Here is a 14,704-nt window from a genome sequence, read left to right as displayed (position 1 = left end):
CACGCCCATGCCGCCCGGCGGGCCGATCCTGCCAAGGTGCCGGCCCGCTCGCGAAGCGACGCGGAGCTGAGTTTGGCTATTCGACGGGTCTGGAATGAAAACTTCCAGGTCTATGGGGTGAGGAAAGTGTGGCGGCAGTTGGGGCGGGAGGGCGTCGACGTGGCGCGCTGCACGGTGGCCCGGCTGATGCGCCAAATGGGCCTGAAGGGCGCGACACGCGGCAAGGCGGTGCGCACCACGATCAGCGACCGAGCAGCGCCCTGTCCACAGGACCGAGTGAACCGCCAATTCCAGGCGCCACGTCCAAACGCCTTGTGGTTGGCCGATTTCACGTACGTATCGACATGGCAGGGCTTCGTCTACGTGGCCTTCGTCATCGACGCCTTCGCGCGCCGCATCGTCGACTGGCGGGTGTCGTGCACCGCCCACGCCGGCTTTGTGCTGGATGCCCTGGAGCAGGCGCTCCACGATCGCCGGCCGGCCAAGGGCAGCGGCCTCATCCACCACTCCGACCGCGGATCACAATACGTTGCTATCCGGTACACCGATCGCCTCACCGAGGCAGGCGTCGAACCCTCTGTAGGCAGCGTCGGTGATTCGTACGACAATGCCGTGGCTGAGACGATCAACGGCCTCTACAAGACCGAAGTGATCCGGCGCCACGGGCCATGGCGCACCCTGGAGGCTGTCGAGTTCGCCACCCTGGAGTGGGTGGACTGGTTCAACAATCGGCGCCTGCTCGAGCCCATCGGCAACATTCCTCCTGCCGAGGCCGAGGCGCGCTATTATGCTCAAACCGAGGCCGTCGCCATGGCGGCGTGACTCAACAAAACCGGCCTCCGACAAACCCGGTGCGGTTCAGTCCACCCAACGATTGAAGGTGTTTGGATTGAGGGCGTGGCGGCGGCAGTAGTCGGCTCGCGATAGGCCGCTGGCGCGCCACGCCTTGACCTGCTGGCGGTCTGGTGTCGCGGCACGGCGATCTGCCGTGATGGTTGGCAGTTCGGCCTCGGACACTGGTTCAGGCGTTTTGGGAAGGGGAGCCGGCGGCTGCAGGTCAGTGGGCGGTAGAATGTGGATGTGGTCCTCGTAGCTCCAGCGGCGATGGTCCGTCGCGGCGGCTCGGCTGCGGGTGGGAAAGTTGCTCATCTTACGTTTCACCACGCGCGGATTGTGGCGCCCGCGGCTCCGTTCTGCGGGCACCGCCCGGATTTCAGCCAGGATCATCACCAGCATCCGCTGCCGTCGCCGAGGGGAAAACGCCGCATGCAGCGGCAGATGGCGGCGCACCACATGCACCGTGTGCAGGAAGGACAGCGTGTCCGGATCGCGGGCGTCGGCGGCCCCGAGGGCTTGGCTAGCCTGCACCATCAGGTGGCGCAAAGCGAAATGGGCAAGCAGCAGCCCATAGACCTCTTGCTCAACCAGATCGGCTCGGCGCGAACGCAGCATCAGCCGGCGGCCGGGCAGCGTCACCTTGATCTCGGCGAAGAGGACTTCCGCCTCCCAGCGCTCATGGTACAGCGCGGCCAACTCGCTGGCGGGTGCGGTGGCGGGATCAAGCAATGTGGTGATCAGCCGATATACGGGCCCAGCCGCCGGCACACCGTCGAGCTGGTAGTCGATGACCCGAACCAGCACGCCTCCTTCCCGGCGGCGGCGATGCGCGGGCGAGACATACAGGTGGCTCAAGTAGGAGCCGTCCGGCAGCGCCGTCTCGCACGCGAACACCTGATTGGCTCGCAGACGCCACAGCGACTCGGCCTTCGTGGCGCAGGCCGCCTGCCACAGCTCGAAGCCGACAAAGCCGCGGTCGGCCAAGCACAGCATGCCTGGCTGGAGCCGATCGAGCAGGCGCCCGGCCAGCGTCGTCTCCGCCACGGCGTAGGCGTCGAATGCGGCGGCAAAGATCGCGTGGGTGCCGGTCTCCGCCAGCGCCAGCAGGCGCAGTTGGGGATAGGCGCTCATGCCCCGCGACGCCGCTGGCCGGCCAAAGCGCGTGTCGATCTCGGCCGTGTCCGGCAGTTCGAGGGTGGTGCCGTCCAGGCTGACCAAGCGGTGATCACGATAAAAGGCGCCGGGTAGGCCCGGTGTGGCGAGCGGCCGTCCGACGCGTCGGTACAACTCGGCCAGCGGTGCCACGCCAAGGCGGCGGCGTGCCTTGGTGATGGAGGACTTGGTGGCGAGTGCGACGGCATCGCCGCCCCGGCACAGCCAGCGCACGCCTTCCAGCAGGCAACGCAGCACCTCGCCGTAGGAGGCTTGCCCGTACAGCGCCAAGGCCATGACGTAGTAGACAACCAACCGCGCCGGCAGCGAACACTGGCGCACGCTTGCTCGTTCAGTATCGGCCAAGACCGCATCGATCAGCGACGCCGGCATCGTGGTCGTCAGCACCCCGAGCGTCACATGATCGCTGACCCGCACCCCTCGCGGCAAAGCCGAAACTGTCCGCGCCATGAAACCGCCCTCCGCACACCATCATCTGCAACCTTCAACAGGCGGGCAGGCTTAACGACACGGTATTGAGGTTAGGAGCCGCCCGGAAATTCGATGTCCTGCCGTTATGGATGGTCCGCTCGGACCTGACCAATGCAGTCAGCCTGCTCGGCGAGCGCCTCGAGTTCGGGCGAAATGCCGGTTTCAATGGTCGCATGATGCTTCAGGTCGCGCACCGGCTCCGGCAGGCTCGCCAATTCAGCCGCAGCGTGGGAGCGGATCGCGGTCAGGTCCGGCAGTGCCCCGACACGGCGCCCGTTCCGCATAACCGGGATCAGCAACGGACGCCCCGCCTCCTGCGCTTCGGCGACGGACAGCAGGTCCGTCCGGATTCGGCCGCCGGCATCGTAGCTGCGGAAAACCTGTTTACGCCCCGGCCATGTCGCTTTGCCGGGCGAGCGCTTGCGCCGAGGAAACCCGGCATACTCGACCAGCTTGTAGGCGCAATCGAGCGCCGGCGCGTCGCTGGAGGTGGTCAGGCTGGTGCCGATACCGAAGCTGTCGATCGGCGCATTCGCGGTCAGAAGCGACCCGAGCGCATGCTCGTCCAATCCACCACTCGCCACGATGTGCGTCCCGCTCAATCCTCCGGCATCGAGGATGGCACGCACCCGTTGCGATTGCGCTGCGAGGTCGCCACTGTCCAGCCTGACAGCGGACGGATGGATCCCTTCGACCGCCAGCTTGTCTGCCAGGGATACCACAGTCCCGGCTGCCGCCTCGGTGTCGTAGGTGTCGAGGAGCAGGGTCAGATTCCGTGGACGTGAACGGGCGAAGTTGATGAATGCCTCGGCTTCCTGCCGATGGGCCTGCACGAAGGAATGCGCCATCGTCCCGACGATCGGAATGCCAAAACGCCGGCCGGCCAAAGCGGTTGCCGTTCCGGCGAAGCCCGCGACGTATGCGGCTCGTGCAGCCAGGAGCCCGGCTTCAGCGCCGTGTGCCCGGCGCAGGCCGAAATCGAACAGCGGGCGGCCGTCCGCCGCCAGCACCAGCCTTGCGGCCTTTGAGGCGATGACGGTCTGAAGGTGGATCAGGTTAATCAGGCGCGTTTCCATCATCTGCGCTTCCGGCAGGCTGGCCGTCACGCGCAGGATCGGTTCATGGGCGAAAAAGACAGTCCCTTCGGGGAGCGCGTCCACATCCCCGGAGAAGCGGAAGTCCCGAAGATATTCGACGGTCCGGTTTGATATTTGGGCATGGTCGCGCATCCACGCCAGATCGTCCGGAGCAAATCTGGCCGTCTCCAGGAAGGCAACCGCCTGTTCGAGACCGGCTGCGATCAGAAAATTCCTTTGGTCCGGCAGGGTGCGGACGAACAACTCGAATGATGCAGTGCCGTTCATTCCGTGGTCGAGGTAGGCGTCGACCATGGCGACCTCGTAGAGGTCCGTGAGCAGAAGATTGTCGCCATCGCCCGCCGGACCGGGATGGATTTTCATGGCCGCCTCCCGCCCAAATGCTTTGCGCCGGCTGCTATGTCGGGCCGCGACATGGCAGCCGGCGGCCTGCCTGCCCATCGGCGATGCCGTCTTTTCCGCGGCCTTTTCAGCGGCGCCGGGAACTCAGACCTTGGCGATCTCGATGGTGCGCCTGGTCGGCTTGCTCGGCTCGGACTTCGGCAGCACGATGGTGAGCACGCCGTTCTTCATGCTGGCCGTGATCGCGTCCGCCTTCACATTGGCCGGCAGCCGGAAAGTGCGGGCGCACAGTCCATAGCGGCGCTCCGAGAAATAGCGGTTCTTGTCCTTTTCTTCCGTCTCCTCCTTCTTCTCGGCTTTGACGGTCAGGATATCGTCCTGGATGGAAACCTCGGCGTCCTTCTCGTCCATGCCGGGGATTTCCAGGGTGACGCGGTACTCGGTCTCCCGTTCATCCACTTCCGCCGGGGGCACGATCGCCTCCAGATCGGCGTCGCCGCGCAACAGCGGCTCCAGGCCGAATACCGGGCGGCGGTTCCACGGGAAGCGCATCATCGACGACGCCTCGTCGAACAGGCGGTCGAATTCGTCGCGCAGGGCGAAAAGCGGGTGGCGATTGCGCTCCGCCACTTCCTTGGCCGCCAGGCCGGTGGTCTTGAGTTCCTTCGACTTTTCGCCGGTGGCCGTTTCAGTCATGGTCATGGCATCCTCCTGGATTATCCTTGGGATTACCCTTGTGACGCGATGGTTTTTAGCACCCGGTGGGGCCGGCCGACTTTATCTGGATTAAGGCCGGTCGTTGTTTCGTCGGAGAATGCGCTCGACGCCGCGCTTCGGCGGCCCCGAACAACGGCCGTGTTGGCGGCCGGTTGTACCCGTATCGCCCGCGGCGGCGGTCCACCTCGGTCTGAGCCAACCCGATGCTCGTGGTACCCAGCTCCGTCAGGACCGCAGAGATTGGCTTTATCCAGATCTCGTCCGTGATCCTGTCCTTCTGAATCCTCATCCGCCAAAGGCTGCGCCGATCAGCCAATTGGGGCTCGAAATCTCCAAAGAAGTATTCCCGTCCGAATGCGCCATGTTGTTCTTAACGTGGATTAAGGGGCGAGAAAAAGATTCTCTTCTAAATCCCGCGATGCCCAGCCTGGGCTGGCCGGCGGCAAATGCCGGGCAAAAGAGGAGGAGTATCGATGCGGAGCCAACCAATCAACACACCGGCGTTCCCCCAATTGGAAGGCGCATTTCCAATATGGAGCGCCAACGCACTGCTGCAAAACAACTTTCTGGAACGAACCGAGGCAATCTTGCGTATGCAGTCGAACCTGTTCGGCGGTTTTGAGACCATGAGCCGCAACTGGCTGGAACATCGCCAGGACGATCTCCAATCGGCATTGTCCACCGTGGAGCGGATGGGAACGGTGGAGGATGCGGCGGAACGATCCTCTCTCTGGAACGAATGGATGGCCGACCGCCTGAAGCGCTGGTCGGAAGAGGCGACCGCGGTGATGGAGCAGGCGCAGGGCATGTCCCGCGCCATTGCCGAACAGGCCTCCGCCAGCGCATCGCAGGACCGGCCTTTCCATCCGAGGGAACGGCGCTTTCGGAATGCAGAGGGCCGACGCGAAGGCAAGCCCGAGGATGCGCGCGGCTGAAGCCGCTGTCCTGAAGAAGCACCGGGAGGGAACATGGGCGATTGGCCAGCGATGGAAGGGGGAGACGGGATCACGGCCCTTTTCAGGGACCGGGCCGATGCCGGCAAGCGGCTGGCAGACAAGCTGTCGCCCTTGCGGGATCAGGCGCCCGTTGTCCTGGCCCTCCCGCGCGGCGGTGTTGCGGTGGCGGTGGAGATCGCAAGGAGGCTTCACGCCCCGCTCGGGCTCGTTCTGGTCCGCAAACTCGGTGCTCCGTACCAGCCGGAACTGGCGATCGGTGCGATTGCCAGTTGCGGGGCAGGAGTGAACGCGGCGATCGAAACGGTGATCAATGCCAATGTCGGCCTCCCTTTGCCCGATTCATGGCTCGAAGAGGAGACACATCGTCAACTCGAGGAGTTGGAGCGACGCCGTACCACTTATCTCGCAGGTCGGCGTCAGCCTTCCATAGCCGGCCGTACCGTCATCCTGGTCGATGATGGCATTGCTACCGGCGCCACCATGCTCGCCGCTCTTCGGGCGGTGCGAAAGGAGGGGCCAAAGGCGCTCGTGTTGGCAATTCCGGTGGCGCCGGCGGACAGCCTGGCTGCATTCACCGAAACAGCCGACTCAATCATCTGTCTGGAAACTCCTGCCTTTTTCATGTCCATCGGAACTTTCTACCGCGACTTCCGCCAACTGGATGACTCCGACGTGATCGATCTCCTCGACGCTGCCGGACAGGGAACGACCGGGTTTCCGTGATCCGGTGCCGGTGAATTTGAGCGATCTCTTGATCTCGGTTAACGAGGATCGCTTCCCTGGCGTCCATTATGAAAGCTGAAGAAAAGTCATGAACGCAGCTCGGCTGTCCGGCTGACCTTCCAGCCTGCGGCCACGAGTATCGAGAGGCACGCCATGGCCACATTCATCATGCTGACGCGGCTTATCCAGGGGACGAAAGCTCCACCGAAATCCACCGACAAGGTTCGGCAGCACCTCGCCGAACAGATCGGCCAGAACTGCCCGGATGTCGAATGGCGAAGCAGCTTTGCCGTTCTCGGGCCCTACGACTTCCTCGACATCTTCGCCGCTCCAGGGATTGACGCGGCAATGAGGGTGGCGACCACCGTCCGTGCGTCCGGTTACGCCCACACCGAAATCTGGGGGGCGAGCGAGTTGCATCCCATCGACGCCGCTGTTCGGACCTCCGATCCTCTGGCCGAATAGGGTCAATGTTTCTCGATGCATGAGAGATATTGTTCGATGCGTTCCAACCACCGTCCACGTTGGGCGGCAGTGGCATCGGCCAGCCGGTGTGCGGCCAGCCGGATGCGGATGCAAGCGCGGACACTGCGATAGAAGGCGACCAGATGAGGATCGGCCCTGTCCCCGCTCCGCGCCTCGTAAATCCTCAGAAGATGGTTGGCGATCCACCCTTCTCCCAGGCGATCGCATTCAAGCCCGAGATAGCAAAGCTCATCAACGGGATCGAGCAGCCGGAGTGCCCGGTCGAATTCAAGGCAGTCGATGATCTGAAGGGGAGCAGTAAAAAAGATGTGTTCTGGGCGAAGGTCGCCATGAGCTTCGATGATCCACCGGCCTTCCGCCCGCTTCCGCAACAGACCGCGTTGTGTTTTCAGGAACCCTCGTTGCCAGATCGCAGCCTTGTTCGCCCGGTCAGCCATTTCTTTGGGGAGTGTGGTTCTGGCCGTGACCTGGTTCTTCTCAACATCCTGCGCAAATCGGCCTACGTACCTGTCGCCTGTCATCGGAACGGATCGACTGAAGCGGTAAAATCTCGATAGCGTAATCCCGAGATTGCGGACGTCGCTTGTCTGCAAGCTGTTGGAGCCGATCAATTCGTCCATCCGTCGCTCGGTCGGAAGGCGCTGCATCCAAACCACCCAATCGACGACGCGATCTGCGGGCCCAGGCCGCTCGCACAAGCTGAGGCCACCATCCGGCCGAAGGGCAAGGCAAAGGGCGGCATGATAAACCATCGCACTCAGTCGACGGTTCAACCGTATTTCGGTCAGACAATTTGCGTGGCGCAACGCCACCGTCGACAGGTTCACTTCGGGAAGTCGTCGGGGTTTCTTCAGTTTGTATGCATGTCGCTCGGTCAGGAAGACCCAGGAAAGACGGGTTTCGATCGCTTGGACCTGGCTGGGGCGATCGAAATAAGCATCCGGTCTCTGTAAGAACTCCACCTTCATTTCGAGCGGATAGTCTTGGTCCGCCGGCATTCGATCCATGCGCTGTATCGGATGGTCATCCACTTCGGGCGATCCGCCATCTGTTCTAAAGAAGATCGCTCAACGAACCGCCGGCATGCATGCGGGCGATCGCCTCTGCGAACAGCGGCGCGGTGTCCAGAACCGTGAGTCTCCGAACCGATATGTCGCCCTCCAATCGCCAGGGCGGTACGGTGTCGGTCACCACCACGCTGTCGAATGCCGGCGACTGCAGCATGTCGACGGCACCCGGCGCGAACACGCCGTGGGTTGCCAGTGCCACCACCGAAAGGGCTCCCGCCGTCCGGCATGCTTCGGCGGCCCGCAGCATGGTGGTTCCCGTCGCAACGAGATCGTCGAGAATCAGCACTCTGCAGCCGGCCACGTTGCCGACCAACTGTCCGCCGCCGACAACTCCGGCACTGCGGGTCTTCTCCATGAAGGCCAGACCAACCGGCCGGGCAAGGCTGTGTTCCAGCGATTCGTGAAGCTGTTCGACCCTTTTCATGCCTCCGACATCGGGGGAAACCAGGGCGATCGGGTCATTCCCTGCCGTCGCCTTGACGTGATCGGCAAAAAGGGGGCGTGCCAGAAGATGCTCGGTCCGGCAGCGGAAAGCATTCTCGAACGCGGCCTGATTGTGCACGTCCATCGTGACGACCCGGTCGACACCGGCCGCCTCGAACAGGATCGCCAGCTGGCGCGTTGCCACAGGGTCGCGGGATTTCGTGCGGCGGTCCTTGCGGCTGTAGGCCAGATAGGGGGCCACCACCGTCACCCGGCGCGCGGACGAATCCTTCAGGGCGCCCGTGAAAAGCAGGAGCCGCCAAAGCTTGTCATGCACGCTGTCATGAGCATCGCCCAGCAGGGACTGGACAACGAACACGTCGCGGTCCCTGACGCTGATCAAGGGGCGAACCTTCATTTCGCCATCCTCGAAGCGTCTCTCCTCATGCAGGGAAATCGGAATTTCCAGATGAGTGGCGATCCGGCGGCCATGCCGCCAATTCGGGTCCAGATCGAACAGCAGCATTCCATCGTGCGTCATCGATGCCTCCCATGCCGGACTATCAGTGGCTGGCTGCCTCAGTGTGCCAGCAGGACCGAACATCCGAGAGTGGTCCCCAGCACATGGCGGGTTGCGCCACCCAGGACCATTTCCCGGAATCGGCTGTGTCCGTAGCCGCCCATGACCAGAAGACCCGCACCGATCTCCTTCGCCCTTTCGGTCAGCAACTCGCCGGTCGGGCGGCCATCCTTGTGCAGGACGTCGACTGCCACGGAGATGCCGTGCCAAGCCAGATGGTCGGAAAGGCATGTGATCATCGGCGCCGTCGGACCTTTGACGTCATCGCCTCCGTCCACCGTCAGTATCGTGGCATTCCGCGCCCGCCGCAGGAGCGGCATGGCCCCGGCGATCGCCCTTGCCGCTTGTCGGCTGCCGTTCCAGGCGATTGCAATCGATGAAAGCGCCTCTCCATCCATGCCTGGTGCCGCCAGCAGCATCGGCTGACCGGTTTCGAACAAAGCCGTCTCCAACCGTAGGACATTGGCTGGTGCATCGAATGGCTGCGCGAACAGGAGGAGGTCGGCACAGCGCCCACGCTGAATGAGGATGTCCTCCGGCTGGCCAACCATTTCGCGCCATGTTGCTGTGATGGAACCGGACGCGATGGCGGTATCGGCGTCAGGATAGCCGATGCTGTGAATGCCGGCGGCCGCAACGGCGGTGTCGAAGCTGTGCCTTGCGTGCGATGCCCGTTCCTGGTCCGCCTGCTCCGCCTCCCGGATCAGGCGCTCCAGCATGTCGGATGAGAAACCTTCGGTAACCAGTGGAATGGCCACCCGCGGGTCGGGCCGAACGTGGAAGGCCTCAACATGCCCATTGAACAGCTTGGCGAGGGTAAAGGCGGCGTTCAGCGCCCGTTCGTCGGCGGCGGCACCATCGAGCAGGACAAGAATATGCTTGATCATGAACCATCTCCTACAGAGGAGGATAGGTTCCGTACCGTCGCGCCAAAAATCGCAGCCCACCTTGATCCAGGTTAACCTGATCGACCCCAACGGTGAATCTTCAGTCAATCGCAAACGGGTTTATCCAGGTTAAGGCGGCGTTTTGCCTGGGCGCGACTATACCGCTTTCCGCTCACCGGGGAGGACGTGGCCATGGGACAAAAGCCTCAGAACAGCCGCTCGGCCATCGATGACCGCCTGCAACCGGAACGGCGAGACCGGCTGATCCAGGAGAAGGAGCACGACCCCTACAAGTCGGACCTCAAACCCGCCGATCCCAGCGTCTGTTCACGCTGCCACGCCGTCTACGAGGATGGCCGCTGGCGGTGGGGCGCAAGGCCGGCGGACGCGACGGAGACCGTCTGCCAAGCCTGCCAGCGCATCGAGGAGCGGATCCCGGCCGGCATCCTGTCGATGAGCGGCGCCTTCGTCCAAGCCCATCGTGCCGAGATCATGGCGCAGGTCCGCCATCAGGAGAAGCTCGAGACCGCCGAGCATCCGCTCAACAGGATCATGGACATCCACGACACCGCCGACGGGATCAACGTGACGACCACGGATCTTCACTTGCCCCGGCGTATCGCCGAAGCGCTCGATCGCCATCACCAGGGTGAAGTGACGTGGAAGTACGCCGAGGGCGAGTGCTTCCTCAGGGTGAATTGGCACGCCGATTGAGAAGCGGACCGGATGGGAGGGCAGTTGCAGGGAGCGGGGTTTCACAGGCGATGCGGGCCGGGTGGCGTGGGCCGGTCTTGCCTGCGGGTTCCATGGCGACTCTCTCCCGGATGGTTGGCTGCGGGATTGTCGGCTCGGATCATTGGACCGCAAGACTTCGGGGCGCCGCTTGATCCAGGTTAACGCCGGGACTCCTGGAGCGGCCACAATGGGAGCCGCCACAATGGCTGCCGGCGCGCTGTGCATCCCCGGTGGCTGGACTGCTCGTTACCGTCGAGGTGATGGTCGTGGAACGTGCCGCTCGCCGGCACACCCTGGTGGACGCCGAACTCGAGGGCGGGTGTACGGCCGCTGACAGGCGGCAACCGACAGGAGGAATGCCATGGAATTCCCTGTGCAGATCACCTTCGACAATCTGGAACCGTCGCCCGCCCTGGAGACGGTCGTGCGGGAACACGCCGCCAAGCTGGAGCGGTTCTTCGACCACATCATGGCGTGCCATGTGACCATCGACGCGCCGCACCGGCACCAGCACCAGGGCAAGCTCTACGCGGTCCGGATCGACCTGACCGTGCCGGGAGAAAAGCTTGCCGTGCGTCACGCCAAGCCCGAGGACCACGCTCACGAAAATCCAAGAGTCGCCGTGCGCGATGCGTTCGACGCGGCCCGCCGGGAGTTGGAGGACTACGCGCGCCGCCGCCGGCTGGACGTGAAGACGCATGAGGTTCCCCTGCACGGCCGCGTGGTCCGCCTGTTTGCCGGAGACGGCTACGGTTTCATCGAAATGACGGATGGGCAGGAGGTCTATTTCCACCGCAACAGCGTGGCCGACGGGTCCTTCGACGCCCTGAAGGTTGACCAGGAGGTCCGCCTGAGCATCGCCGAGAAGGAAAGCGTTCACGGCCCGCAGGCGACCACGGTCACGCCGGTCGGCAAGCATCATGTCGCCGGCTAGGGAGCCGTCGCGGGGCCGTGACCCGTCACGCTCCCGGTCACGACCTGTGGCCACGCCGCCCGGCCATGTTGCGCCGATGGACGAAGGCTGGAACAAGGACGCCGGACATGCCGGACACCACATATATCCGCTGGTTCTCCGACCTCGGCCGCGACGACGTGGCCCTGGTGGGCGGCAAGAACGCCTCCCTCGGTGAGCTGTACCGGCACCTGAAGCCGCTGGGGGTCGAGGTGCCGGACGGCTTCGCCCTGACCGCGGCAGCCTTCCGCGACGCGCTGACCGCGGCCAAGGCGTGGGAGGATCTCCACGCGCTGCTCGACGGGCTGGACAAGAACGACATGGTCCTGCTTGCCCGCGCCGGGTCCCGTGCGCGCGACATCGTCTACTCGGCCGGCCTGACGGCGGCGATGGAGGCGCAACTGCGCACGGCTTTCCGCGCCCTGCTGGCCGAGTACGGGGAGGGCCTGACCGTCGCGGTGCGCAGTTCCGCCACCGCGGAGGACCTGCCGACCGCCAGCTTCGCCGGGCAGCACGAGACCTATCTGAACGTATCCGGGGAGGCGATGCTGCTCGACGCGGTGCGGCGCTGCCACGCCTCGCTGTTCACCGACCGGGCCATCTCCTACCGGATCGACCAGGGCTTCGACCACTTCAAGGTCGCGCTGTCGGTCGGCGTACAGAAAATGGTGCGTTCCGACCTCGCCTCGGCCGGGGTGATGTTCACGCTGGATACGGAATCGGGATTCCGCGACGCCGTGTTCATCACCGGCGCCTATGGGCTGGGGGAAACGGTCGTCCAGGGGGCGGTCGATCCCGACGAGTTCTATGTGCACAAGGCGACCTTCCGGCAAGGCCACCGCGCGGTGCTGCAGCGGCGGCTGGGCGAGAAGCAGGTGAAGATGGTTTACCGGCCGGGCCGCACGCGCGAGCCGACGCGGACCGTCCCCACTCCCGACGCCGACCGGGAGCGCTTCTGCCTGACCGACGAGGAGGTGCTGCGGCTTGCCGGATACGCCATCCGGATCGAGGACCATTATGGCCGGCCCATGGACATCGAATGGGCCAAGGACGGACTGGACGGCGGCCTCTACATCGTCCAGGCACGGCCGGAGACGGTCGCCTCCCAGCAGGCGGCGCTGGAACTGGAGAGCTTCGTTTCGGAGGCGAAGGGGACCGTGCTCGCGTCGGGACGCGCGGTGGGCGGACGCATGGCCACCGGGCCGGTGCGCGTGGTGACCGACGCCCATCATCTGTCGGCCTTCCGTCCGGGCGAGGTTCTGGTGGCCGACACCACGACGCCGGATTGGGAGCCGGTGATGAAGACGGCCGCCGCCATCGTCACCAACCGGGGGGGCCGCACCTGCCATGCCGCTATCGTCGCCCGCGAACTGGGCATTCCAGCCGTGGTCGGAGCCGAACGCGCGACGGAGGCCCTGCGCGATGGGCAGACGGTGACCGTCTCCTGCGCGGAGGGTGAAACCGGCAAGGTGTATGACGGCGCCGTGCCGTTCCGGGTGGAGCGCCTGGATCTTGGCCGGCTGCCGCGGCCGCAGACGCGCATCATGGTGAACCTCGGCAATCCCGATCTGGCTTTCCAAACCGGCAGGCTGCCGGTGGACGGTGTCGGGCTGGCGCGCATGGAGTTCATCGTCAACGAGGCCATCAAGGTCCATCCGATGGCGCTCGTCCACCCGGAGCGTGTCGAGGACGCCGACGTGCGGGCGCGCATCGCCCACCTGACGCGCAACCACCCGGACGGCAGCGCCTATTTCGTTGAGCGCCTGTCGGAGGGGATCGGCACCATCGCGGCGGCTTTCTTCCCGCGCCCGGTGATCGTCCGGCTGTCCGATTTCAAGACGAACGAATACGCTTCCCTGCTCGGCGGGAGATGGTTCGAGCCGGTCGAGGAAAACCCGATGCTGGGCTTCCGGGGGGCTGCACGCTACGCCCACCCGGCATACGAGGAAGGCTTTGCGCTGGAATGCCGGGCGCTTGCCCGCGTGCGTGGCGAGATGGGGCTGACCAACGTGAAGGTGATGGTGCCGTTCTGCCGCCGTCTGGAGGAAGCCGACCGGGTGATCGCCGCCATGGCGCACCACGGGCTGGTGCGCGGGCGTGACGGCCTCGAGGTCTACGTGATGTGTGAAATCCCCAACAACGTGCTGCTGGTGGATGAGTTCGCCAAACGGTTCGACGGCTTCTCCATCGGGTCGAACGACCTGACGCAACTCACGCTCGGGGTGGACCGTGACAGCCCTCTGGTCGCCTTCGATTTCGACGAGCGCGATCCCGGCGTGCTGGCTTTCCTGCGCCAGGCCGTGGAGGGTGCGCGCCGCAATGGCCGGCCTTGCGGCATCTGCGGACAGGCGCCTTCGGACTATCCGGAGATCGCCGAGTTCCTTGTGCGCCTCGGCATCGACTCCATCAGCCTGACGCCCGACAGCGTGCTCGGGACGCTGCGCGCGGTCGTGGAACTGGAACGGAAACTCGGCCGCGCGCCGCGCGAGCCCGGAACGGGAGGAGTGTCATGAAGCACGTCGTCATTTTCGCGCATCCTCGCTCCGGCAGCTTCATCCGGCAGGCGGTGGGCGCCTATGTGGATGAGCTGGAGCAATGCGGGCACGCGGTCACCGTCCGCGACCTCTACGCCATGGGCTTCAACCCGGTCCTTTCGGAGGAGGAACTGGCCGGCACGGGTCCGGTACCCGAAGACATCCGGCGCGAGCAGGACCTCATCACGGCGTCCCAGGCGGTTTCCTTCGTGTTTCCGATCTGGTGGGCCGGCATGCCGGCGATGCTGAAGGGCTATGTGGATCGTGTCTTCAGTTACGGATTTGCCTGGGAAATGCGGGGCGAGGAGGTCGAGGGCAAACTGCATGGGCGCAAGGGGCTGATCGTCACGAGTTCCGGCGCCCCGATGGCATTTCTGGAAGCGACCGGGGAGAGGCAGGCCTTCACGGTGACGCAGGACGTTGCGATCATGGGCCTCTGCGGCATCAGGGTGGTCGAGCATCTGCATTTCGACGATCTGGGGCCGCACACCACGCCCGCGCAGGTCGACGACGACATCCGCCGCATCCGCGCGGCCGTACGCGACCATTTCTGAGTGGGGCTTGCGGCTCGGCCCCGCCTTGGCCCCGCCGGACCGGGACGGATGCCGCCCCCCGCTTCTCAACCTTTCCGCCGCCGATCAGATTTATACCGGCTCACGCCTGAACTGACTCTCGGGTCGCAGGGGCTTCCCAAATTATAGCGAGCATGATTCACTGAAGC

13 protein-coding genes and 1 pseudogene are annotated in these 14,704 nt (G+C 64.6%); 8 read left to right on the top strand and 6 right to left on the bottom strand.

The features are described from left to right. Nucleotides 1-822: IS3 family transposase (locus tag FZ029_RS32070; RefSeq protein ID WP_149274163.1), on the top strand; the 822-nt coding region annotated here is incomplete at its 5' end. A gap of 429 nt (nt 823-1,251) precedes the next feature. On the opposite strand, the pseudogene FZ029_RS32065 reads toward FZ029_RS32070, so the two are convergent. From FZ029_RS32065 to FZ029_RS32055, 3 genes and pseudogenes are all read right to left on the bottom strand, one after another. After that, nucleotides 1,252-2,460 (bottom strand): annotated as a pseudogene (locus FZ029_RS32065) (IS4 family transposase); the annotation flags it as partial. Between the two features lie 104 nt (nt 2,461-2,564). Continuing rightward, nucleotides 2,565-3,941: a nicotinate phosphoribosyltransferase gene (locus FZ029_RS32060; RefSeq protein ID WP_149274161.1), complete on the bottom strand. Its 1,377-nt coding sequence runs from the start codon at nt 3,939-3,941 to the stop codon at nt 2,565-2,567. Between the two features lie 123 nt (nt 3,942-4,064). Further along, the gene (locus tag FZ029_RS32055) at nt 4,065-4,622 is read right to left on the bottom strand and encodes an Hsp20/alpha crystallin family protein (RefSeq protein WP_149274159.1); all 558 of its coding nucleotides are present in this window, start codon (nt 4,620-4,622) and stop codon (nt 4,065-4,067) included. 488 nt (nt 4,623-5,110) lie between these two features. Here FZ029_RS32055 and FZ029_RS32045 point away from each other — a divergent pair, with 488 nt between their 5' ends. The 3 genes from FZ029_RS32045 to FZ029_RS32035 all read left to right on the top strand — a co-directional run bounded on the left by FZ029_RS32045 (nt 5,111) and on the right by FZ029_RS32035 (nt 6,781). Continuing rightward, a complete protein-coding gene (locus FZ029_RS32045; RefSeq protein WP_188052145.1) occupies nt 5,111-5,572 on the top strand; it encodes a phasin family protein in 462 nt (153 codons plus the stop codon). A gap of 33 nt (nt 5,573-5,605) precedes the next feature. Beyond that, on the top strand, nt 5,606-6,316 hold the full coding sequence (locus FZ029_RS32040) for a phosphoribosyltransferase (protein ID WP_247892603.1): 711 nt from the start codon (nt 5,606-5,608) through the stop codon (nt 6,314-6,316). A gap of 153 nt (nt 6,317-6,469) precedes the next feature. Continuing rightward, the gene (locus FZ029_RS32035; protein WP_149274153.1) at nt 6,470-6,781 is read left to right on the top strand and encodes a GYD domain-containing protein; all 312 of its coding nucleotides are present in this window, start codon (nt 6,470-6,472) and stop codon (nt 6,779-6,781) included. A 2-nt stretch (nt 6,782-6,783) separates the two neighbouring features. Here FZ029_RS32035 and FZ029_RS32030 read toward each other — a convergent pair whose 3' ends face one another. Genes FZ029_RS32030 through FZ029_RS32020 form a run of 3 tightly spaced genes read right to left on the bottom strand, consistent with a single transcriptional unit; the run spans nt 6,784 to nt 9,762 of the window. Continuing rightward, a complete protein-coding gene (locus FZ029_RS32030; RefSeq protein ID WP_149274151.1) occupies nt 6,784-7,833 on the bottom strand; it encodes a hypothetical protein in 1,050 nt (349 codons plus the stop codon). A 22-nt stretch (nt 7,834-7,855) separates the two neighbouring features. Continuing rightward, the gene (locus FZ029_RS32025; protein WP_149274149.1) at nt 7,856-8,836 is read right to left on the bottom strand and encodes a ribose-phosphate pyrophosphokinase; all 981 of its coding nucleotides are present in this window, start codon (nt 8,834-8,836) and stop codon (nt 7,856-7,858) included. A 38-nt stretch (nt 8,837-8,874) separates the two neighbouring features. After that, on the bottom strand, nt 8,875-9,762 hold the full coding sequence (locus tag FZ029_RS32020; protein WP_149274147.1) for a universal stress protein: 888 nt from the start codon (nt 9,760-9,762) through the stop codon (nt 8,875-8,877). Nucleotides 9,763-9,954: 192 nt separating this feature from the next. On the opposite strand from FZ029_RS32020, the gene FZ029_RS32015 reads away from it, so the two are divergent. The 4 genes from FZ029_RS32015 (at nt 9,955) to FZ029_RS32000 (ending at nt 14,537) form a co-directional block, all read left to right on the top strand. Then, on the top strand, nt 9,955-10,476 hold the full coding sequence (locus FZ029_RS32015) for a BCAM0308 family protein (RefSeq protein ID WP_149274145.1): 522 nt from the start codon (nt 9,955-9,957) through the stop codon (nt 10,474-10,476). Nucleotides 10,477-10,858: 382 nt separating this feature from the next. Beyond that, nucleotides 10,859-11,431, top strand: a complete 573-nt coding sequence (locus FZ029_RS32010) for an HPF/RaiA family ribosome-associated protein (RefSeq protein ID WP_149274143.1) — start codon at nt 10,859-10,861, stop codon at nt 11,429-11,431. A gap of 107 nt (nt 11,432-11,538) precedes the next feature. Continuing rightward, the gene (ppsA, locus tag FZ029_RS32005; RefSeq protein ID WP_149274141.1) at nt 11,539-13,962 is read left to right on the top strand and encodes a phosphoenolpyruvate synthase; all 2,424 of its coding nucleotides are present in this window, start codon (nt 11,539-11,541) and stop codon (nt 13,960-13,962) included. Further along, a complete protein-coding gene (locus FZ029_RS32000; protein WP_149274139.1) occupies nt 13,959-14,537 on the top strand; it encodes an NAD(P)H-dependent oxidoreductase in 579 nt (192 codons plus the stop codon). Before ppsA ends, FZ029_RS32000 begins: the two co-directional genes overlap by 4 nt. The last annotated feature ends 167 nt before the right edge of the window (nt 14,538-14,704 follow it).

The organism is Azospirillum sp. Sh1, from assembly GCF_008365135.1.
GTDB lineage: Bacteria > Pseudomonadota > Alphaproteobacteria > Azospirillales > Azospirillaceae > Azospirillum > Azospirillum oryzae.
The sequence above is the reverse complement of the archived record's forward strand: the minus strand, read 5'-3'. Positions and strand labels throughout refer to the sequence as shown.

Coding starts and splice junctions, on each gene's coding strand:
- FZ029_RS32060 (WP_149274161.1), bottom strand. CDS start 3,941: ATGAAAATCCATCCCGGTCCGGCGGGCGATGGCGACAATCTTCTGCTC.
- FZ029_RS32055 (WP_149274159.1), bottom strand. CDS start 4,622: ATGACCATGACTGAAACGGCCACCGGCGAAAAGTCGAAGGAACTCAAG.
- FZ029_RS32045 (WP_188052145.1), top strand. CDS start 5,111: ATGCGGAGCCAACCAATCAACACACCGGCGTTCCCCCAATTGGAAGGC.
- FZ029_RS32040 (WP_247892603.1), top strand. CDS start 5,606: ATGGGCGATTGGCCAGCGATGGAAGGGGGAGACGGGATCACGGCCCTT.
- FZ029_RS32035 (WP_149274153.1), top strand. CDS start 6,470: ATGGCCACATTCATCATGCTGACGCGGCTTATCCAGGGGACGAAAGCT.
- FZ029_RS32025 (WP_149274149.1), bottom strand. CDS start 8,836: ATGACGCACGATGGAATGCTGCTGTTCGATCTGGACCCGAATTGGCGG.
- FZ029_RS32020 (WP_149274147.1), bottom strand. CDS start 9,762: ATGATCAAGCATATTCTTGTCCTGCTCGATGGTGCCGCCGCCGACGAA.
- FZ029_RS32015 (WP_149274145.1), top strand. CDS start 9,955: ATGGGACAAAAGCCTCAGAACAGCCGCTCGGCCATCGATGACCGCCTG.
- FZ029_RS32010 (WP_149274143.1), top strand. CDS start 10,859: ATGGAATTCCCTGTGCAGATCACCTTCGACAATCTGGAACCGTCGCCC.
- ppsA (WP_149274141.1), top strand. CDS start 11,539: ATGCCGGACACCACATATATCCGCTGGTTCTCCGACCTCGGCCGCGAC.
- FZ029_RS32000 (WP_149274139.1), top strand. CDS start 13,959: ATGAAGCACGTCGTCATTTTCGCGCATCCTCGCTCCGGCAGCTTCATC.